A 17518-nucleotide genomic window follows, 5' to 3' on the forward strand; every position below is an offset into this window, starting at 1 on the left:
ACTTTAACGGGTTACCAAGTAAAGTCAATCGCTAACTATTACTGGTCTAAAGATAAGAGCTGTTGACGCGTATGAGGATGTTCCATTCCGGCGATTTTTGCGGCGAGCGTGCCTAAAAAATGTTGGGTGGTCGCAGGCTTTCCCTGTAAGAATAGCGTGAGCGGAAGGGCGATGATAATGATTAACTCAACCGCATTGATCGGCTTGAACGCAACCTTTCGTTGTAAGGCCAGAAAGGCTAGGCTACAACACGCACCGAGGAGAAAGCCGCTAATAACTTCGCTTGGCGAGTGTGCATGGAGTACCAGACGAGAGTAGGCAATTGCCAAAGCGAAAAGGTAGCCGATAAATACCAGCGTAAGCGGACGCTTAAGGGCAAAGCCGCGGGCGATAAACCAAAAGAAGATCGGCCAGAAGGTGGTCGACATCGTGGTATGGCCACTAAAACCGGTAAAGTTATAGCGCGCGCTACCAATCAAAAATCCAAGAAATAAGACCTTAGAAATACTCACGACTAAGCCTGCGACCCCGAAGCTGCCTAACCAAGCGATGACGGTGGCGAAGCGCGACGTGTTGTAGAACAGCGCGAAAGCCATGACTACTGCGCTGGGCAGCAGCAGCATGCTGTCGCCAAAAAAGGTCAAGGTTTGCCAGTGCATAAATCCCCAAAAGTCTTGAATGATTGGCCGTCCGTCAGCCAATACCGCGCGCTAGTGTAGCGAACCGGTGGTAAAAAAACAGCGCTAAACTCTTAAATGCTAGTGCTTTTCGCTAGCATCACAGGTATGAAACCCTTATAATCATCGGCGTTTATCCTCCCATTTAGCTTGAGTACTTGCTTAATATCGTAGGTGTTTCGGCTTCAGTTTCAGGTTGTAAAATAATGACTGACCAGTCCCATCAGTGTGTGATTATCGGAATTGCGGGCGCGTCCGCATCCGGAAAAAGTTTAATTGCTAGTACGCTTTATCGTGAAATTCGTGACCAAGTGGGTGATGAACATATCGGTGTTATCCCTGAAGATTGCTATTATCGTGACCAGAGCCACCTCACGATGGAAGAGCGAATCAAGACGAACTATGACCATCCCAATGCGATGGATCACGATTTATTACTCAACCAGCTGCAAGCAATTAAGTCAGGTCAGTCGATTGAATTGCCGATGTACAGTTATTCCGAACACACCCGCATGGCAAAAACGCAGACGCTTAAGCCTAAGAAAGTCATTATTTTGGAAGGGATCTTACTCCTTACCGACGCTCGCCTGCGTAACGAACTAAACTTCTCGATCTTTGTAGATACCCCATTAGACATTTGCCTGATGCGCAGAATGAAACGCGATGTCAACGAGCGTGGTCGCTCAATGGACTCGGTGATGACTCAGTATCAGAAAACCGTCCGTCCGATGTTCTTACAGTTTATCGAACCCTCAAAACAGTATGCTGACATTATTGTCCCTCGCGGCGGAAAAAATCGCATTGCGATCGATATTTTAAAAGCTAAGATTAATCAATTCTTTGAGTAAATTTTACTGGCAGTATTTTATTAGGGAACCACTATGAGATTATGCGACCGAGACATTGAGGCTTGGATGGACGAAGGTAAACTCGGTATCGAGCCTCGCCCGCCCGTCGAGCGGATAAATGGTGCCACGGTTGACGTACGCTTAGGGAATGGCTTTCGTACTTTCCGCGGGCATACCGCGGCGTTTATCGATCTGAGTGGCCCTAAGGACGAGGTGAGTGCCTCCTTAGAACGAGTGATGAGCGAAGAGATTGTACTTAAAGAGGACGAAGCCTTTTTCTTGCATCCCGGTGAGTTGGCACTCGCCGTAACCTATGAGTCGGTCACGTTACCTAATGATTTGGTAGGCTGGCTCGATGGTCGCTCGTCGCTAGCGCGCCTAGGGCTAATGGTACACGTCACTGCACACCGCATCGACCCAGGTTGGAAAGGACGGATCGTGTTAGAATTCTTTAACTCTGGGAAACTCCCGTTAGCGCTACGTCCAGGCATGTTAATCGGGGCGTTGAGTTTCGAACCCTTATCGGGACCTGCCGCGCGGCCTTATAACAGCCGCCTAGATGCTAAATATCGCGATCAGCAAAGTGCCGTAGCTAGCCGAATCGATAAAGACTAATTTCGCTCAAAGGGAGATGGCATGAGAAAGCTGATAACCACCTTCGCCATTCTCATTGCGGTACTCGTCGCAGGAATGTGCACGTTAGTATTGTTAGTGAATCCCAATGACTTTAAGCACTATATGGTGCAGCAAGTCGAGAAACGCAGTGGTTATCAATTGATGCTGAAAGGGGATTTGCGCTGGCATGTTTGGCCTAAACTCAGCATTTTGAGCGGTCCCATATCGTTGACGGCGCCAGGAGCTTCCCAGCCTGCAGTTACCGCCGATAATATGCGCTTGGATGTGGAATTACTGCCGCTGCTTTCTCATCAGTTGCGCGTGAGTAAGGTGTTGGTCACGCGCGCCGTACTGCAAGCTCTCCCCGATGCGGCGGCGAAAAGCACCGATACTGGCCCGATTGCCCCCGATGAACCCTCTTCTTTTTCACCCTCCCTCGGCCACTGGTCGCTGGATATCGCCCACGTTTCCATCGTGAATAGCTTGCTTATCTGGCAAGATCCGCAGGGCGAACAGCTGAATTTCCGTGAATTAAATCTCGACCTTCATCAAGATGAGAGCCGTGTAGGGCACTATCGTTTAAGTACCGCGTTGACGCGTAATCAGCAAACTTTTTCCCTAGATGTCGAGGGGCAGATGGATGCGCGCCATTATCCTTTTAAGCTGGCCTTCTCGGTTGACCGAGGCGACTATCAGCTGCAGGGCGTCTCACTGCCAGAGCAAGGGGTAAAGGGCCAGACCTCTTTTACTGCCCAATGGTCGCCACGTAACAATGCGTTTGATCTGACTAATTTTACCTTACAGGCCAACGACAGTGATTTCAGTGGGGAGGCCCGCGGGCGGTTAGCGCCCTCGCTGCAGTTAGCCCTAACGTTACACGCCAAAAAGGCCAACTTTGATCAGTTGCTGTTAACGCGGCACTCAGTGACTCAGCAAACAAACGCTGATGACTCGACTTCGACAGACAATACCGTGACATCGGCGCATCGCCGCTCGCCGGTGGTGGTAGAAGAAAATAATCGCGGATTTATCGACTGGTTGAACCATAGCGAGATATCGAGTGAGTTGACCGCGGATCAAGCCACTTGGCACGGTGTCACGGTCAGCAAGTTGGCGTTATCTGCACAAAATTCACAGGGAATGATGGCGTTAAAAACGTTATCAGGACAGGTCGGTAACGGGCATTTTGCTCTAAACGGTAGTGTCGATTTCCGCCCAGAACTCGCCGACGTTCAGATCCATACTGACTTGCAACGTATCCCCTTGCAGATTGTCCAGCCTCTATTACAAATTCCGCCCGTTCTCCATGGCGATATTTCACTCTTGGGGCAGTTTTCAGGGCGAGGCTTACAGGGCAAAGAGATACTGACGCAGTGGCAAGGGCAATCTCAGGTCGAATTACTCAGCTTGGATATCCCACGGATGAACGTTCAACAAATGGTTATCGATGCCGTCACCCGGGCGAGCAACCGCGTCAATTCTGATCCTAAGCTGCATCCGGTTATCCCTGATATGCGCGGTGAATTTACCTTGGCTAACGGGGCCTTACAGCTTACGCGGTTACAGGGCGAGAATGCGCAGGTTTCTCTGAATGCATTAGGTAATATTAACTTCGCGCAGCGGGGTCTTGATATTACCTTCAATCTACTCACTCGAGGATGGAAAGGCGACCCTGAGATGCTGGCGCTCCTGGCGAATCAACCTATCCCGCTGCGCTTCTATGGGCCTTGGGATCATCTGCAATATTCGCTATCCGTCGATAAATTATTAAGAAGTAACCTTAAGAGCCGATTACAGCAGTGGCTGAAGGATAACGATAAGAGTAAACATACCCCGTGACGCGGTGAAGGGCGAGTTTCAGACTCGCCCTATGCTCTATGCACAGAGGCTCGCCGATACTGTTTTGCATGCAACCTAACGAGTGGAAAATAGATGAAAAATTTGAAAGCGGTTATTCCTGTTGCCGGTCTCGGCATGCATATGTTACCCGCCACAAAGGCAATTCCAAAAGAGATGTTGCCGGTCGTCGATAAGCCGATGATCCAATATATTATTGATGAATGTGTCACCGCAGGCATTAAAGAGATCGTATTAGTCACTCATGCGTCTAAGAACGCAGTCGAAAACCACTTCGATACCACCTATGAGCTTGAAGCGCTACTCGAACAGCGTGTCAAACGCCAGCTACTCAGTGAAGTGAAAAGCATTTGCCCGCCGGGCGTGACCATCATGAATGTGCGCCAACCGCAACCTCTCGGCCTAGGCCACGCTATTCTTTGTGCTAAGCCTCTTGTTGGCGATAACCCTTTTGTTGTCGTGCTTCCAGATGTGATTCTCGATAACCAGAGCGCCGATCCACTACGTTACAACCTGGCCGCCATGATCTCTCGTTTCGCCGAAACTGGCCGGTCGCAGGTACTTTGCCAGACGCTCCCTCGTGAGGAGCTTGCAGAGTATTCGGTGATTACAACCGAACAGCCTCTCGCCGCACCAGGGGATACCTGCCGTATCGTCGATTTTATCGAAAAGCCTGATCAAGTGGAGACACTGCCCGACGATGCACAGCTGGCTGCCGTTGGCCGTTACGTATTATCCGAAAAAGTCTGGGCGCATCTAGAGTCGACACAGCCCGGTGCTTGGGGCCGTATCCAATTAACCGATGCGATTGCCGCCTTAAACAAGACAGATATCGTTGAAGCCAGCGAGCTGCACGGGATTAGCTATAACTGCGGACGTAAGCTCGGCTATATGCAAGCCTTCGTCGCGTATGGCTTACGCAATCCGCAAACGGGTCAGGCATTTAGAGATTCCATTAAACAACTTTTGACATCACAAGCGTAGGCTAAAGCATTATGGCGATCTTAGTAACAGGTGGTGCAGGCTATATCGGTTCTCATACGGTACTGGCTCTGCTTGAACGCGGCGACGATGTCGTCGTGTTAGATAATTTGTGTAATGCCTCGCAAGAGGCTTTAGAGCGTGTAGCGAAGCTCGCCGGCCGACGTGCCGTTTTTGTAGAAGGGGATATTCGCGATAGAGACTGTCTGCGTGCACTCTTTGCAGACCATACTATCACCGACGTTATTCACTTTGCCGCGCTCAAAGCGGTGGGTGAGTCGACGCGGATGCCACTCGAATACTATGAAAATAATGTTTCGGGTACTTTAGTACTGTTAGACGAGATGCGTCGCGCTGGGATCTGGAACTTTATTTTTAGCTCTTCGGCGACGGTTTATGGTGCGGATGCGCCAGTGCCTTATGTCGAAACGACGGCGATCGGTGGAACGACAAGTCCCTACGGCACGTCGAAGTTGATGACTGAATTAGTATTACAAGATTTCGCTAAGTCCGAGCCGCAATTTAATACCATTGCACTGCGTTATTTTAATCCAGTAGGGGCGCATGAGTCGGGTGAGATCGGCGAAGACCCATCGGGAATACCGAATAATTTGTTACCTTATATTGCTCAGGTTGCCATCGGTAAACTCCCGCAGCTCGGGGTGTTCGGTGGAGATTATCCTACCCCCGATGGAACCTGCCAGCGTGACTATATCCATGTGATGGACTTAGCCGAAGGACATTTGAAAGCGCTAGACCATCTCAAGGGTACTGAAGGCTACCGCGCGTATAACTTAGGTGCCGGGAAGGGCTATTCGGTCTTAGAGATGATTAAGGCGTTCGAGCAAGCCTCAGGCTGCACGATCCCCTTCGAAATTAAACCGCGCCGTGCGGGGGACCTCGCTGCGTTTTGGGCCGAACCTGCGTTGGCGGCAAAAGAATTAGGTTGGACAGTGACCCGTGGTATCGATGAAATGATGGTCGATACTTGGCGCTGGCAGCAAAAAAATCCTCAGGGATATGGCCAATAAGTTTAATTAATAAGCATCTGACCGGGATAGACTTGATCATACGTGCGTTAAGCATGGATTTCCCGGCCAGGTTTTTATATAACTTATAGAACAAGGTACATGCTAACAAACCTAGAACATAATGTTCACATAGGTAAGCTTTCTACCAGACAGGAGAATGTAATGTCTAAGCAGCAAATTGGTGTTGTCGGAATGGCAGTAATGGGCCGTAATCTCGCGCTAAATATTGAAAGCCGTGGCTATACTGTCTCAATCTTCAACCGTTCACGTGAAAAAACGGATGAAGTGATCGCAGAAAATCCAGGCAAGAAACTCGCGCCTTTCTACAGCGTTGAAGAGTTTGTTGAGTCTTTAGAGAAACCTCGCCGTATCCTGTTAATGGTACAAGCGGGTGAAGCAACAGATAAGACCATTGCCTCGCTGACACCACACCTGGATAAAGGCGATATCCTGATCGACGGCGGTAACACGTTCTATAAAGATACTATTCGTCGTAATAAAGAACTGTCTGACCAAGGCTTTAACTTCATCGGTACCGGCGTTTCTGGTGGTGAAGAAGGCGCTCTGAAAGGCCCTTCAATCATGCCTGGCGGTCAGAAAGAAGCTTACGAATTAGTTGCGCCAATTTTTGATAAAATTGCTGCACGCGCAGAAGGCGAAGCCTGTGTGACCTATATCGGTCCAGACGGTGCGGGTCACTACGTTAAAATGGTTCACAACGGTATCGAATATGGTGATATGCAGCTTATTGCTGAAGCCTACTCAGTACTGAAAGGTTCTTTAGGCCTGTCTAACGAAGAACTGGCGAAAACCTTTAGCGAGTGGAACGAAGGCGAGTTGAGCAGCTACCTGATCGATATCACTAAAGATATTTTCACCAAGAAAGATGATACCGGTAACTACTTAGTTGACGTGATCCTCGATGAAGCGGCGAACAAAGGTACTGGTAAGTGGACCAGCCAAAGCTCTCTGGACCTCGGCGAGCCATTATCGCTGATCACTGAGTCAGTCTTCGCGCGTTACCTCTCCTCGCTTAAATCACAACGTGTCGCTGCGTCTAAAGTCCTTACTGGACCGAAAGTTGCCGCGTTTACCGGTGACAAAGCTGAGTTTATCGAGAAGGTCCGTCGTGCATTGTACCTAGGTAAAATTGTCTCTTACGCGCAAGGTTTCTCACAGCTGCGTGCCGCATCAGACCAATACAGCTGGGATCTGAACTACGGTGAATTAGCGAAAATCTTCCGTGCGGGTTGTATCATTCGTGCGCAATTCCTGCAAAAGATCACCGATGCTTACGCAGAGAATCCAGAAATCGCTAACTTACTGTTAGCGCCATATTTCAAAAATATCGCTGATGAGTATCAACAAGCGCTACGCGACGTGGTGAGCTACGCTGTACAGAACGGTATCCCAATGCCGACTTTCTCTGCAGCGATTGCTTACTACGATAGCTATCGTTCAGAAGTGTTACCTGCGAACCTGATTCAGGCGCAACGTGACTACTTCGGTGCACATACCTATAAGCGTACCGATAAAGAAGGTGTTTTCCACACTGAGTGGTTAGACTAGTTTTATACGTGAGTCATCTTCTCGCCAGTGGCCTCGGTCACTGGCTTTTTTTATGCCGTCATCTTTCCCTGTACCAATTGCAACTGCTGATTACAGACACGTTCAGCCAGCTGTGGATCGTGTGTCGCCATTACCAAAATTGCCGCCTGTTGAATAAAACTGTTTAGCCGGTGTTCTGCTTTCGCTTTAAATGTGGCATCCCCTACACTGATCCACTCATCCATCAGTAGGATTTCAGGCGTACGTGCGGTGCAGATAGCAAAGGCAAGGCGTAGCACCATGCCGCTCGAGTACGTGCGTACCGGCAGGTAGATAAACTCCGCTAACTCACTGAACGTGATTACATCCTCTATGATATTCGCAAGCTGCTGTTTCGGTATGCCGAGTAACAGACTACGCAGCTTTATATTTTCCATCCCGGTCAGCTCAGGCTCCATACCTAGTGTCGCATCTAAGAGTGAGCTGATACGCCCGCTAACGTTTAACTGCCCGGCTATCGGACTATAAACCCCGGCTAAGGCACGCAGTAGGGTGGTTTTACCGCACCCGTTGTGGCCAAGTAACGCGAGTCGATCACCCTCCTGTAGCGAAAAAGTAATATCGTCTAGCGCGGTGACGGTCGTGTAGCCCGCGACTTGTCGTAGACGGCCGCTTGCGGCGCTAAGCAATGACCGCTTAATCGAGCGCTGCTGGGAGTTATAAATTGGAAATTGAATCGTGAGATGCTGGCAATCGATATACATAGCTAAATCCAATACGCGATACGCGTGCGCTTTTTGGTGATCAGGAGATTCGCTACACAGGCGGCGAAGAGCGCGAGGGCCAGGGTTAGCCCCCATTCTAGAAGCGCGGGGGTTTCCCCTAATCCACTGCCGCGCAGTAGCTCAATAAAATGTGTAAAAGGGTTCAATTGCGCGAGAAAGCGATGTTCTGCAGGGAGTAAAGAGAGTTGCCAGATAATCGGTGTGATAAAAAACAGTAGCGTCATCATGCTGGTGACGATAGGGGCGAGATCACGATAGCGCGTACAGAGCACGGCGGTAATTAATCCAACACTACTCAAAAAGAGAAGCGTAACGAGTAGGGCAGGAATAATTAACAGCATTGTCCACGACCAGTGGGGGGGATAGATGAAGAATAGCACCGGCAGTACCGTCACGTTGTGTAACAGAATGATTAACTGACGCCAAGTCACGCGTAAGATATATAAGGGAAAAGGTAGGGGAGTTTGACGGATAAAATGTGCGGCATCGTTAAACGCCGTACTACTCTCCAGAATTATCCCCGTGCATAACGCCCAAAAGATTAACCCTAGGCTGAGGTGGGGCAAAAAATCCTGCAGAGACAGTTGGAATAAGCTGCCATAGAGAGGCCCCATAGCCAGTAAGGTGGTCGCCATACTCAGTGTGATCCAAAATGGACCGAGTACTGAACGCCGATAGCGATTGACGACATCGTTCCAAGCTAAGGCTCGCCATAGGGCAAAGAGTTTAATGCTTTGTTTAATTTCAGAGGTAAGAGAATCCATTCGCCATCTCCACAGAGAAAAGGGCGCTAGTATGCAGAGTATTACACTACGCTGTGAATGAGATTATTTCTGGAGGGCGTTATTAGTGGTCATTTTGAGAGGAGAGGGCGATAACGACTCGCCCACTCCTTGGCGTTTAGGCTTGGTGGCGCTGGCGCAGATTGTTGATGATGGCGCTCAGATCGAGATCCTGATCTTGGAGCAATACGATGAGGTGATAGAGTAAATCTGAGGCCTCATTGGTGAGTTCATCGCGGTCATGAACGGTAGCCGCTAAGGCCGTCTCCACACCTTCCTCACCGACTTTCTGGGCAATACGCTTAGTTCCACTCGCGTACAGACTGGCCGTATAGGAACTGCTAGGATCGGCTGATTTACGGCTAGCGAGTAATTGTTCTAGTTGCCACAAAAATTGCCAATCGGGAGCCGCTGGTGAGAAGCAACTTGAGGTACCGGTATGACAGGTGGGCCCGTGAGGAAGCGCGAGGATAAGCAGACTATCCTGATCGCAATCGGCGGTGATCTGTTTGACGGTCAAGACGTTTCCAGAGGACTCGCCCTTCATCCATAAGCGCTGTTTACAGCGCGACCAGAAGGTGACGTTACCGCTCTGATGGGTGACCGCTAGCGCTTCTTGATTCATATAACCGAGCATCAATACTTCACCCGACACGGCATGTTGGATCACCGCAGGGATGAGGTTGTCGGTTTTTTGCCAATCGAGCGCGGCCTGCTGTTCAGACGTTAACATAGACGAACCTCTATTTGATTATCTTTAAGGAACTGCTTGAGTTCACCAATATTAATGATTTTTTTGTGAAAGACGGATGCGGCGAGTGCGCCATCAATACCGGCTTGTGTGAAGGCGTCTAGGAAGTGCTGCGGTGTACCAGCTCCCCCTGATGCAATTAACGGCACATGGCAGAGCACGCGGATCGCTTTGAGCTGTTGAATGTCGTAGCCCTGACGGACACCGTCTTGATTCATCATGTTCAGCACGATCTCGCCGGCACCACGCTGTTGTACCTCATTCACCCACTCTGCGGTCTGCCACGCGGTATTGCGTGTACGCGCTTCGTCGCCGGTGAACTGTTTGACTTGATAGGTGCCAGAGGCTTCGTCGAACCATGTATCGATCCCCACCACGATACACTGCACACCGAAACGATCTGCGAGACGTGTGATCAAGGCAGGATCGGCGAGGGCGGGGGAATTAATTGAAATTTTATCGGCACCGAATGAGAGAATTTCAGCGGCATCCTCGACCGATTTTATTCCTCCTGCGACGCAGAACGGAATATCGATCACTTCGGCTACACGCGCTACCCAGCTCTTATCCACGACACGATCGGCAGAAGAAGCCGTAATGTCGTAAAACACGAGTTCATCAGCCCCCTCTGCGGCATAGCGCGCAGCGAGGGGAACGATATCGCCAATAATCTCGTGATCGCGAAACTGAACGCCTTTCACGACCTGCCCATCGCGAACATCAAGACAGGGAATTATCCGTTTTGCCAGCATGAGATTGCCTCCGAGACCGTGAACTTATCTTCCAGTAATGCGCGACCGACGATCACGCCTTGTACGCCACTTCCCCGTAGGGCTGCGATGTCATCTAAGGAGCCGATCCCCCCGGAAGATTGGAAGGCGATGGCGGGCCACTGAGCCGTTATTTCTTGGTAGAGGGCAACATTGGAGCCTTGCAATGTTCCGTCGCGGGAAATGTCGGTACAGAGCACGTGACGTAAGCCGTAAGGTTCATAATCGGCGATAACTTGTTCGAGGGTGACGCCGGAGGCCTCTTGCCAGCCGCTAATGGCCACCTCTTTACGCTGCTGATCGTCAATACGAATGTCCAGCGCTAATACGATAGCGTCAGCACCGAACTCCTCGAACCACGCTTTAACCTTCTCCGGTTGACGTACGGCAGTTGATCCGACGACGACGCGCGTTGCTCCCGCTTGTAGCAGGGCAACCACATCCTCGCGCTCGCGGATCCCGCCGCCGACTTGTACTGGCACGCTGACGCCTGCGAGTAATTGGGCGAGTAACGCAATCTGTCGCGCAGCCGGATCTTTAGCACCGGTTAGGTCGACGAGGTGCAGCACCTCAGCGCCTTGCTGTTGGTAGGACTGCAAACGGGGAAGTGGATCACGGCCATAATCGCGTTGCTGACCATAATCTCCCTGATGTAAACGGACGACTGCACCCTCAATCAAGTCTAATGCGGGGATAATCATGACATCTCCAAAAAGTTTTTCAGCAGCTGAGCACCCGCGGCCCCTGAGCGTTCGGGATGGAACTGTACACCGTAAAAGTTATCGCGTTGTACGGCAGCACTAAAGGCCTCGCCGTACTGGCATTGCGCGATCGTGTAAGCATTGACCGGCATTGCATAACTGTGCACGAAGTAGAAATAGGCCTCTTTATCGATATCACGAAATAACGGATGACCCGCTTGCGCGGTGATTTGATTCCAGCCCATGTGAGGGGAAGGCAGTTCTCCGGTCTCTAACGCCCGAACCTCTTGTGGGATTAACCCTAAGGTTTTCACCTCACCGCGCTCTTTACTCTCGCTACCGAGAATCTGCATGCCTAGGCATATGCCAAGGACTGGCTGAGTACAGCGTGTGATCAGTGAAATCAAATCACGCTCTTCAAGTTGCTGCATGGCGGCGCTCGCCGTGCCGACGCCAGGCAGGAGTAACTTATCGGCGGAGAGGACGACATGTTTATCGCGGCTGACGGTCGGTTGATAGCCTAAACGTTGGATCGCCCATTTCACCGAAGAGAGGTTGGCACAACCGGTATCGAGGATCACAACCTCCATTAGAGCACCCCTTTTGAGCTAGGTAAGGTATTACCTTCTACCCGTATCGCTTGGCGCAGTGTGCGGCCAAAGGCTTTGAACAGGCTTTCGACCCGGTGATGATCGTTCTTCCCTTTGGTTTTAAGGTGCAACGTTGCCGCCATGGTGTAAGAGAGCGAACGGAAGAAGTGTTCGACCATTTCGGTGCTTAAATCGCCCACGTGCTGGTGAGTGAAGTCTGCTTTATATTCTAGCCACGGACGACCAGAGATATCGAGCGCACAGCGCGCAAGGCATTCATCCATCGGCAGGGTGAAGCCGAAACGACCAATACCTCGTTTATCGCCCAGAGCCTTCAGTAATGCTTCACCGAGCGCTAGACCAGTATCTTCTACCGTGTGGTGATCATCGATGTGAAGATCGCCTTTCGCTTGAATATTTAAGCGGCAGCCACCGTGGGTGGCGATCTGATCGAGCATATGATCAAAGAAGCCAATCCCCGTAGAGATACTATTTTCCCCTTCGCGGTCTAGCCAAACCTCGACGGTAATTTGCGTTTCATGAGTATGACGTACCACTTTGGCATAGCGATCTTTGCGGCTTAATCGTTTGGCGATGCTAGGCCAATCCTCGCCTTCCTCACCATAACGAATCCCCTCAATCCCCATGTTTTCAGCTAGGGTGAGGTCGGTAGCACGGTCGCCGATCACATAGCTGTTGGGTTTATCGAGTTTTCCCTCCACCAACCATTTTTCGACCAGCTGCGTTTTTGGCTTACGGCAGTCGCAATGGTCGGCCGGTAGGTGAGGGCAGATCAAGACCTCGGAGAAGTTAATCCCCTGCGAAGCGAAGATCTGCATCATTAGGTTGTGAGGTGGATCGAAATCGGCTTGAGGGAAGCTTTCTGTTCCCAGACCGTCTTGGTTGGTGATCATCACCAGTTGATAACCCGCTTGTTGGAGCTGAAGGAGCGCTGGAATAACGCCGCTCTCGAAGGCGAGTTTATCGAGGCTATCCACTTGAAAATCGAGGGGCGGCTCGCTAATCAGGGTGCCGTCACGGTCAATAAAGAGAATTTTATCGGTCATTAGCGCTATTCCTTCGAACCAAATTGAGTCAATGCTTGATAGAGCGATTCCATCTCCGCGTCGGTACCGATGGATACGCGTAGACAATCATCGAGAAGTGGATTTTTACGCTGATCGCGCAGGATGATCCCTTGGTTCCATAATCCGCTAAACACCGTCTGTGCATCACGAAAGCGGATTAAAAAGTAATTGGTATCGCTGGAGAATGCTTGATCCACGCAGGCTAACTGAGCGAAACGTGGAATGAAACTATCCCGGATACGATTCAGCTCGGCGACGCGTTCACGCATGGCGACAAGTCCTGCCTCGCTCAAGGCTTGGCTAGCAATATCGGCGACCGGCGTAGAGAGCGGATAAGGCGCGATGACCTTTAATAGGGTCTGAATTATCTCCGGTTGCGCGAGGGAAAAGCCACAGCGTAACCCCGCCAATGCGAAGGCCTTAGATAAGGTACGTAATACGATCAAGTGAGGATAGGTTTGCATCCAGCTCACCACAGAAGCCTGTGGGCAAAACTCGATATAGGCCTCATCGACCACCACTAACGCCTTACCTGCGGTAGCGTCAAGCACTTGGCGGATATCGTCAGCATTGAGGAGGTGACCGGTAGGGTTGTTTGGACTGCAGAGGTAGACGATTTTAACCGTATCCAGTTGCTGCAGTATCGCCGGGACGTCTAGCTGCCAGTCAGCCGTCAGTCGCTGAGTCCGAGTCGCCACACCATAGGTTTCGGCGCTCACACTGTACATGCCGTAGGTCGGCGGGCAATACAGTACGCTGTCCTGCCCCGGCTCACAGTAGGCGCGGATTAATAGCTCGATGGCCTCATCGGCACCGCGACTAACGAGGACCTGATCGGCATTGAGGCCAGCATACTGGGCATAGCGTTCGATCACCTCAACCGGCTGACATTCGGGATAGCGGTTAAGTGTTTGCTGGGTCAGCGCGAACTCTACGGCGGTGGGGTATTCGTTGGCGTTGAGCCACACGTCACCATTGCCTCCTAAACGCCGCGCGGACTGATAGGGCGTGAGGTCGCGGACATTTTTACGTACCAGCTGACTAAGTTGCTCACTCATGATGACTCCTTCAGGGCATTAACCCGTAACGTCACGGCATTCTTGTGCGCATCTAAGCGTTCTGCCGCGGCTAAGGTTTCGATGGTCTCTGCAAGGGAGAGGAAGCCTTGTGGCGTTAATTCCTGCAGGGTCATCCGCTTTTGAAAATCCGCCAAGCCGAGGCTTGAATAGGTTGCCGTATAACCGTAGGTGGGTAGCACGTGATTGGTACCAGAGGCATAATCCCCCGCCGATTCTGGAGACCAATCGCCCAAGAATACGGATCCGGCGCTAGTGATACGCTCCACCCAATCACGCGGACTGCGCACCTGCAGTATTAAGTGCTCCGGCCCATACTGGTTGGAGATCGCAATACACTCAGCGAGGTCGGCCGCCACGATCACTTGGCTCGATGCTAAGGCTTGAGCGGCGGTTGACGCGCGTGGCAGCAGGGCCAGTTGTTTCTCTACTTCGCTAATAACCTGCTCGGCCATGCCTTGGTCGGGGGTTAAGAGAATAACCTGCGAGTCGGGGCCGTGTTCGGCTTGCGATAAGAGATCCGCTGCCACGAAGGCGGGTGTGGCTCCGCTATCGGCGATAACCAAGACTTCCGATGGGCCTGCTGGCATATCGATCGCCGCACCATTCAAATGCTGGCTAACCTGGCGTTTAGCTTCGGTGACCCACGCGTTACCGGGTCCAAAAATTTTATCGACACTGGCAAGTGTCTCGGTACCAAAGGCCATCGCTGCAATCGCCTGCGCACCGCCAATCTGATAGATCTCCTCGATACCGCACAGTTGCGCGGCATAGAGGATTTCATCGGCAATCGGCGGAGGAGAGCAGAGCACGCGGCGGCTACACCCCGCAATCTGCGCCGGCGTTGCCAGCATTAATACGGTAGAGAAGAGCGGCGCGCTACCTCCCGGAATATAGAGCCCGACCGATTGAATGGGACGCGTAACCTGCTGACACCGCACACCCGGCTGTGTTTCGACATCGACCACGGAGAGTTGCTGAGCGTTATGAAATTTCTCGATATTATCGCGGGCCACCGCCATGGCTTGTTTCAGTTCGGGGCTCACCCGCTCGCAGGCTTGCATCACTTGCGTCGCAGACACCGCAAACTGGTCGATATCGCAACGGTCAAATTGCTGGCTAAAGCGTCGCAATGCCGTATCGCCTTCTGCACGGACTTGTGCAAGAACCTGCTGTACTGTCTCAGCGATATGACCTGCGGCAGCCAGTGCCGGGCGTTGTAACAACTGTTTTTGTTGTGGCGACGTTAGGGCCGCCCAAGACACGATAGGATTAAGCGCGCTCATCGGTTACTCCATCATTTTCTCGATTGGTAAGACGAGGATGGAGCTTGCGCCTAATGCCTTCAGCTTTTCCATCGTTTCCCAAAATAGCGTCTCGCTGCTGACCATGTGTAAGGCGAGCCGCGATTGATCGCCGGCCAGCGGTAATACGGTAGGGCGTTCTGCACCAGGCAGTAGATTAATGATTTGTTCGAGCTTATCGCTCGGCGCGTGCAACATGATGTATTTCGACTCACGTGCTTGGATCACCCCTTGGATACGGGTCATCAAACGGTTAACCAGCGCTTGCTTATCTTCTGACAGCTCGCCTGAGCGCTGAATTAATACCGCCTTAGAACGGTAAATAACGTCGACCTCACGCAAACCGTTGGCTTCCAAGGTTGCACCCGTGGAGACTAGGTCACAGATAGCATCGCTTAACCCAGCGCGTGGCGCGACCTCGACCGAGCCATTCAGTAAGCACGATTTGAAGGTAAGACCTTTCGAATCGAAGTATTTCTTTAATAAGTGCGGGTAAGAGGTGGCAATGCGTTTGGTATCCAAACATTCAGGCCCGGTGTAGACGCTGTCCGCAGGCATCGCTAAGGAGAGTCGGCACCCGCCAAAATCTAAACGGCGTAACGTAATGAGCTGTGGGTCTTCACCTTGTGCGCGGCGCGTCAATACTTCTTCTTCTAGGACGTTCTCACCAATAATTCCAAGGTCGACCACGCCATCCATGACCAGACCAGGAATATCGTCATCGCGCACGCGCAGAATGTCGATCGGCATGTTCTCAGCGAAGGCAATTAAACGCTGCTGTTGTAAGTTAATTTTAATACCGCAGCGGGTGAGTAGCTCACGAGACTCATCACTTAAACGACCCGACTTCTGCATTGCAATACGTAAACGCGTGTTATCCAACATTCCACCAATCCTCTTTATTTACTTGTCTGTCTGTCACTGATTGTAATTATTATGGGCATTAAAAAAGCCCTTGGAAGAGCGATCTTCCGAGGGCTTTATACGTTCAAACCAGAGGAAGACCTATTTGTCTTCCAGCCGCCATCGCCTGAAAGACTAGTCAGGGTGGTGATGGTGATGATGACGGGTTTGAACAAAATTCATGATTTTAATCCGCATGTTGGGAATAAGTAAGAGTATTTAACCTAGCCGAGTTATTTCGCCTTGGCAACCGTTTTTTACCATCATTAGATAAATTTATTTACGTTAAACTCAGATAAGTTTACTGGTGGGTTCCCCCCACTCACGTTACCCTAAACTTAATAAGAGTTGATGGCGAGACCGGTATGAAAAAAATAGCGATTGTGGGGTTGGGGTGGTTAGGAATGCCCTTAGCGTTGGCGCTTAGTCAACGTGGCTATGAGGTGCAAGGATCTAAAACCTCCGACGATGGCGTGCTGGCGGCGCGACGTTGTGGTATCGATGCCGTTAAGCTAGTCACGACGCCGAACATCGACTGTGATGCCGATGAGTTGGACGAGCTTATGTCGGCAGACACGCTGATCATCACCCTACCGGCATCACGCAGTAGCGAGGGTGGGGAGCATTATGTCAACGCTGTGCAGAATCTCGTCGATAGCGCTCTCGCAGGGGGAGTCCAGCGGGTGATTTTTACCAGTTCAACGTCTGTCTACGGTGATCAGCAGGGCGAGGTTGTGGAGGCCAGCCCATTATTGCCGGTCACCCCGGCAGGCAAAAGGCTTGTCACATTGGAGCAGTGGCTGCATCAGTTGCCGGGTATTGATATCGATATTCTACGCCTCTCAGGTTTAGTAGGCCCTGACCGACATCCCGGGCGCTTTCTCGCGGGCCGTAGCGGCGTTAAGCAGGGTAATCATCCGGTAAATTTGGTACATCTTGACGATGTTATTGAGGCGATCATAGCGTTATTGGCTTCTCCCTCATTAGGATCGACGTTTAATCTTTCAGCAGCCGTGCACCCTCGGCGCGATGAGTTTTATCCCTTCGTGGCCAAACAATTAGGATTAGAGCCACCCACCTTCGAAGCTCTTGCTTGCGATGCATCAACCGGTAAAACGGTAAACGGCGAAGCGATTTGCCGCAGCATAGATTTTCAATATCGCTATAAGGATCCCTTCACTATGCCAGTCGCGTAGGCTGAGATTACGATA

At 51.2% G+C, this 17518-nt stretch carries 18 protein-coding genes and 1 other annotated feature; of the genes, 7 read left to right on the forward strand and 11 right to left on the reverse strand.

What is annotated here, in order from left to right:
• Positions 1-38 precede the first annotated feature (38 nt).
• Positions 39-659: a phosphatase PAP2 family protein gene (locus HGT70_RS05050; RefSeq protein WP_071430677.1), complete on the reverse strand. Its 621-nt coding sequence runs from the start codon at positions 657-659 to the stop codon at positions 39-41.
• 224 nt (positions 660-883) lie between these two features.
• Between HGT70_RS05050 and udk the strand changes: the two genes are divergently transcribed.
• The 6 genes from udk (at position 884) to gndA (ending at position 7578) form a co-directional block, all read left to right on the forward strand.
• On the forward strand, positions 884-1525 hold the full coding sequence (udk, locus tag HGT70_RS05055) for a uridine kinase (protein WP_071430675.1): 642 nt from the start codon (positions 884-886) through the stop codon (positions 1523-1525).
• A 33-nt stretch (positions 1526-1558) separates the two neighbouring features.
• Positions 1559-2140 (forward strand): dCTP deaminase, encoded by a 582-nt coding sequence (gene dcd, locus HGT70_RS05060; RefSeq protein WP_071430673.1) that lies wholly within the window; start codon positions 1559-1561, stop codon positions 2138-2140.
• Between the two features lie 21 nt (positions 2141-2161).
• The gene (asmA, locus tag HGT70_RS05065) at positions 2162-3979 is read left to right on the forward strand and encodes an outer membrane assembly protein AsmA (RefSeq protein ID WP_214195100.1); all 1818 of its coding nucleotides are present in this window, start codon (positions 2162-2164) and stop codon (positions 3977-3979) included.
• A gap of 93 nt (positions 3980-4072) precedes the next feature.
• Entirely contained in the window at positions 4073-4981 is a 909-nt protein-coding gene (gene galF, locus HGT70_RS05070) for a UTP--glucose-1-phosphate uridylyltransferase GalF (RefSeq protein WP_214195101.1), read from the forward strand.
• A gap of 11 nt (positions 4982-4992) precedes the next feature.
• Positions 4993-6009 (forward strand): UDP-glucose 4-epimerase GalE, encoded by a 1017-nt coding sequence (gene galE, locus HGT70_RS05075; protein WP_071430668.1) that lies wholly within the window; start codon positions 4993-4995, stop codon positions 6007-6009.
• Positions 6010-6171: 162 nt separating this feature from the next.
• The gene (gene gndA / locus HGT70_RS05080) at positions 6172-7578 is read left to right on the forward strand and encodes an NADP-dependent phosphogluconate dehydrogenase (RefSeq protein WP_071430666.1); all 1407 of its coding nucleotides are present in this window, start codon (positions 6172-6174) and stop codon (positions 7576-7578) included.
• Positions 7579-7628: 50 nt separating this feature from the next.
• On the opposite strand, the gene HGT70_RS05085 is transcribed toward gndA, so the two are convergent.
• From HGT70_RS05085 to hisG, 10 genes are all read right to left on the reverse strand, one after another.
• The gene (locus HGT70_RS05085; RefSeq protein WP_071430664.1) at positions 7629-8321 is read right to left on the reverse strand and encodes an ABC transporter ATP-binding protein; all 693 of its coding nucleotides are present in this window, start codon (positions 8319-8321) and stop codon (positions 7629-7631) included.
• 2 nt (positions 8322-8323) lie between these two features.
• Positions 8324-9106, reverse strand: coding sequence for an ABC transporter permease (locus tag HGT70_RS05090; protein ID WP_214195102.1), 783 nt, complete (start codon positions 9104-9106; stop codon positions 8324-8326).
• A 136-nt stretch (positions 9107-9242) separates the two neighbouring features.
• Positions 9243-9857, reverse strand: coding sequence for a bifunctional phosphoribosyl-AMP cyclohydrolase/phosphoribosyl-ATP diphosphatase HisIE (gene hisIE / locus HGT70_RS05095; protein ID WP_214195103.1), 615 nt, complete (start codon positions 9855-9857; stop codon positions 9243-9245).
• Positions 9851-10627, reverse strand: a complete 777-nt coding sequence (hisF, locus tag HGT70_RS05100) for an imidazole glycerol phosphate synthase subunit HisF (protein ID WP_214195104.1) — start codon at positions 10625-10627, stop codon at positions 9851-9853. The genes hisIE and hisF overlap by 7 nt, the downstream gene beginning before the upstream one ends.
• Positions 10609-11346, reverse strand: a complete 738-nt coding sequence (hisA, locus tag HGT70_RS05105; protein ID WP_214195105.1) for a 1-(5-phosphoribosyl)-5-[(5-phosphoribosylamino)methylideneamino]imidazole-4-carboxamide isomerase — start codon at positions 11344-11346, stop codon at positions 10609-10611. Before hisA ends, hisF begins: the two co-directional genes overlap by 19 nt.
• Positions 11343-11936, reverse strand: coding sequence for an imidazole glycerol phosphate synthase subunit HisH (gene hisH / locus HGT70_RS05110; RefSeq protein ID WP_071430655.1), 594 nt, complete (start codon positions 11934-11936; stop codon positions 11343-11345). The genes hisA and hisH overlap by 4 nt, the downstream gene beginning before the upstream one ends.
• Positions 11936-13003, reverse strand: coding sequence for a bifunctional histidinol-phosphatase/imidazoleglycerol-phosphate dehydratase HisB (gene hisB / locus HGT70_RS05115; RefSeq protein ID WP_214195106.1), 1068 nt, complete (start codon positions 13001-13003; stop codon positions 11936-11938). The genes hisH and hisB overlap by 1 nt, the downstream gene beginning before the upstream one ends.
• A gap of 5 nt (positions 13004-13008) precedes the next feature.
• Positions 13009-14082: a histidinol-phosphate transaminase gene (gene hisC / locus HGT70_RS05120; RefSeq protein ID WP_214195107.1), complete on the reverse strand. Its 1074-nt coding sequence runs from the start codon at positions 14080-14082 to the stop codon at positions 13009-13011.
• Positions 14079-15386: a histidinol dehydrogenase gene (hisD, locus tag HGT70_RS05125; RefSeq protein ID WP_214195108.1), complete on the reverse strand. Its 1308-nt coding sequence runs from the start codon at positions 15384-15386 to the stop codon at positions 14079-14081. The genes hisC and hisD overlap by 4 nt, the downstream gene beginning before the upstream one ends.
• A gap of 3 nt (positions 15387-15389) precedes the next feature.
• Positions 15390-16289: an ATP phosphoribosyltransferase gene (gene hisG, locus HGT70_RS05130; protein ID WP_214195109.1), complete on the reverse strand. Its 900-nt coding sequence runs from the start codon at positions 16287-16289 to the stop codon at positions 15390-15392.
• Between the two features lie 58 nt (positions 16290-16347).
• Positions 16348-16467, reverse strand: a sequence feature (His leader region).
• Positions 16468-16672: 205 nt separating this feature from the next.
• On the opposite strand from hisG, the gene HGT70_RS05135 reads away from it, so the two are divergent.
• Complete coding sequence (locus HGT70_RS05135) at positions 16673-17503, forward strand: SDR family oxidoreductase (protein ID WP_214195110.1); 831 nt, start codon at positions 16673-16675, stop codon at positions 17501-17503.
• Positions 17504-17518 lie beyond the last annotated feature (15 nt).

This window comes from Rosenbergiella collisarenosi (genome assembly GCF_018494085.1).
GTDB lineage: Bacteria > Pseudomonadota > Gammaproteobacteria > Enterobacterales > Enterobacteriaceae > Rosenbergiella > Rosenbergiella collisarenosi.

Coding starts and splice junctions, on each gene's coding strand:
- hisIE (WP_214195103.1), bottom strand. CDS start 9,857: ATGTTAACGTCTGAACAGCAGGCCGCGCTCGATTGGCAAAAAACCGAC.
- hisB (WP_214195106.1), bottom strand. CDS start 13,003: ATGACCGATAAAATTCTCTTTATTGACCGTGACGGCACCCTGATTAGC.
- hisD (WP_214195108.1), bottom strand. CDS start 15,386: ATGAGCGCGCTTAATCCTATCGTGTCTTGGGCGGCCCTAACGTCGCCA.
- udk (WP_071430675.1), top strand. CDS start 884: ATGACTGACCAGTCCCATCAGTGTGTGATTATCGGAATTGCGGGCGCG.
- hisA (WP_214195105.1), bottom strand. CDS start 11,346: ATGATTATCCCCGCATTAGACTTGATTGAGGGTGCAGTCGTCCGTTTA.
- hisG (WP_214195109.1), bottom strand. CDS start 16,289: ATGTTGGATAACACGCGTTTACGTATTGCAATGCAGAAGTCGGGTCGT.
- asmA (WP_214195100.1), top strand. CDS start 2,162: ATGAGAAAGCTGATAACCACCTTCGCCATTCTCATTGCGGTACTCGTC.
- hisC (WP_214195107.1), bottom strand. CDS start 14,082: ATGAGTGAGCAACTTAGTCAGCTGGTACGTAAAAATGTCCGCGACCTC.
- hisF (WP_214195104.1), bottom strand. CDS start 10,627: ATGCTGGCAAAACGGATAATTCCCTGTCTTGATGTTCGCGATGGGCAG.
- HGT70_RS05085 (WP_071430664.1), bottom strand. CDS start 8,321: ATGTATATCGATTGCCAGCATCTCACGATTCAATTTCCAATTTATAAC.
- HGT70_RS05090 (WP_214195102.1), bottom strand. CDS start 9,106: ATGGATTCTCTTACCTCTGAAATTAAACAAAGCATTAAACTCTTTGCC.
- hisH (WP_071430655.1), bottom strand. CDS start 11,936: ATGGAGGTTGTGATCCTCGATACCGGTTGTGCCAACCTCTCTTCGGTG.
- galE (WP_071430668.1), top strand. CDS start 4,993: ATGGCGATCTTAGTAACAGGTGGTGCAGGCTATATCGGTTCTCATACG.
- gndA (WP_071430666.1), top strand. CDS start 6,172: ATGTCTAAGCAGCAAATTGGTGTTGTCGGAATGGCAGTAATGGGCCGT.
- dcd (WP_071430673.1), top strand. CDS start 1,559: ATGAGATTATGCGACCGAGACATTGAGGCTTGGATGGACGAAGGTAAA.
- HGT70_RS05135 (WP_214195110.1), top strand. CDS start 16,673: ATGAAAAAAATAGCGATTGTGGGGTTGGGGTGGTTAGGAATGCCCTTA.
- HGT70_RS05050 (WP_071430677.1), bottom strand. CDS start 659: ATGCACTGGCAAACCTTGACCTTTTTTGGCGACAGCATGCTGCTGCTG.
- galF (WP_214195101.1), top strand. CDS start 4,073: ATGAAAAATTTGAAAGCGGTTATTCCTGTTGCCGGTCTCGGCATGCAT.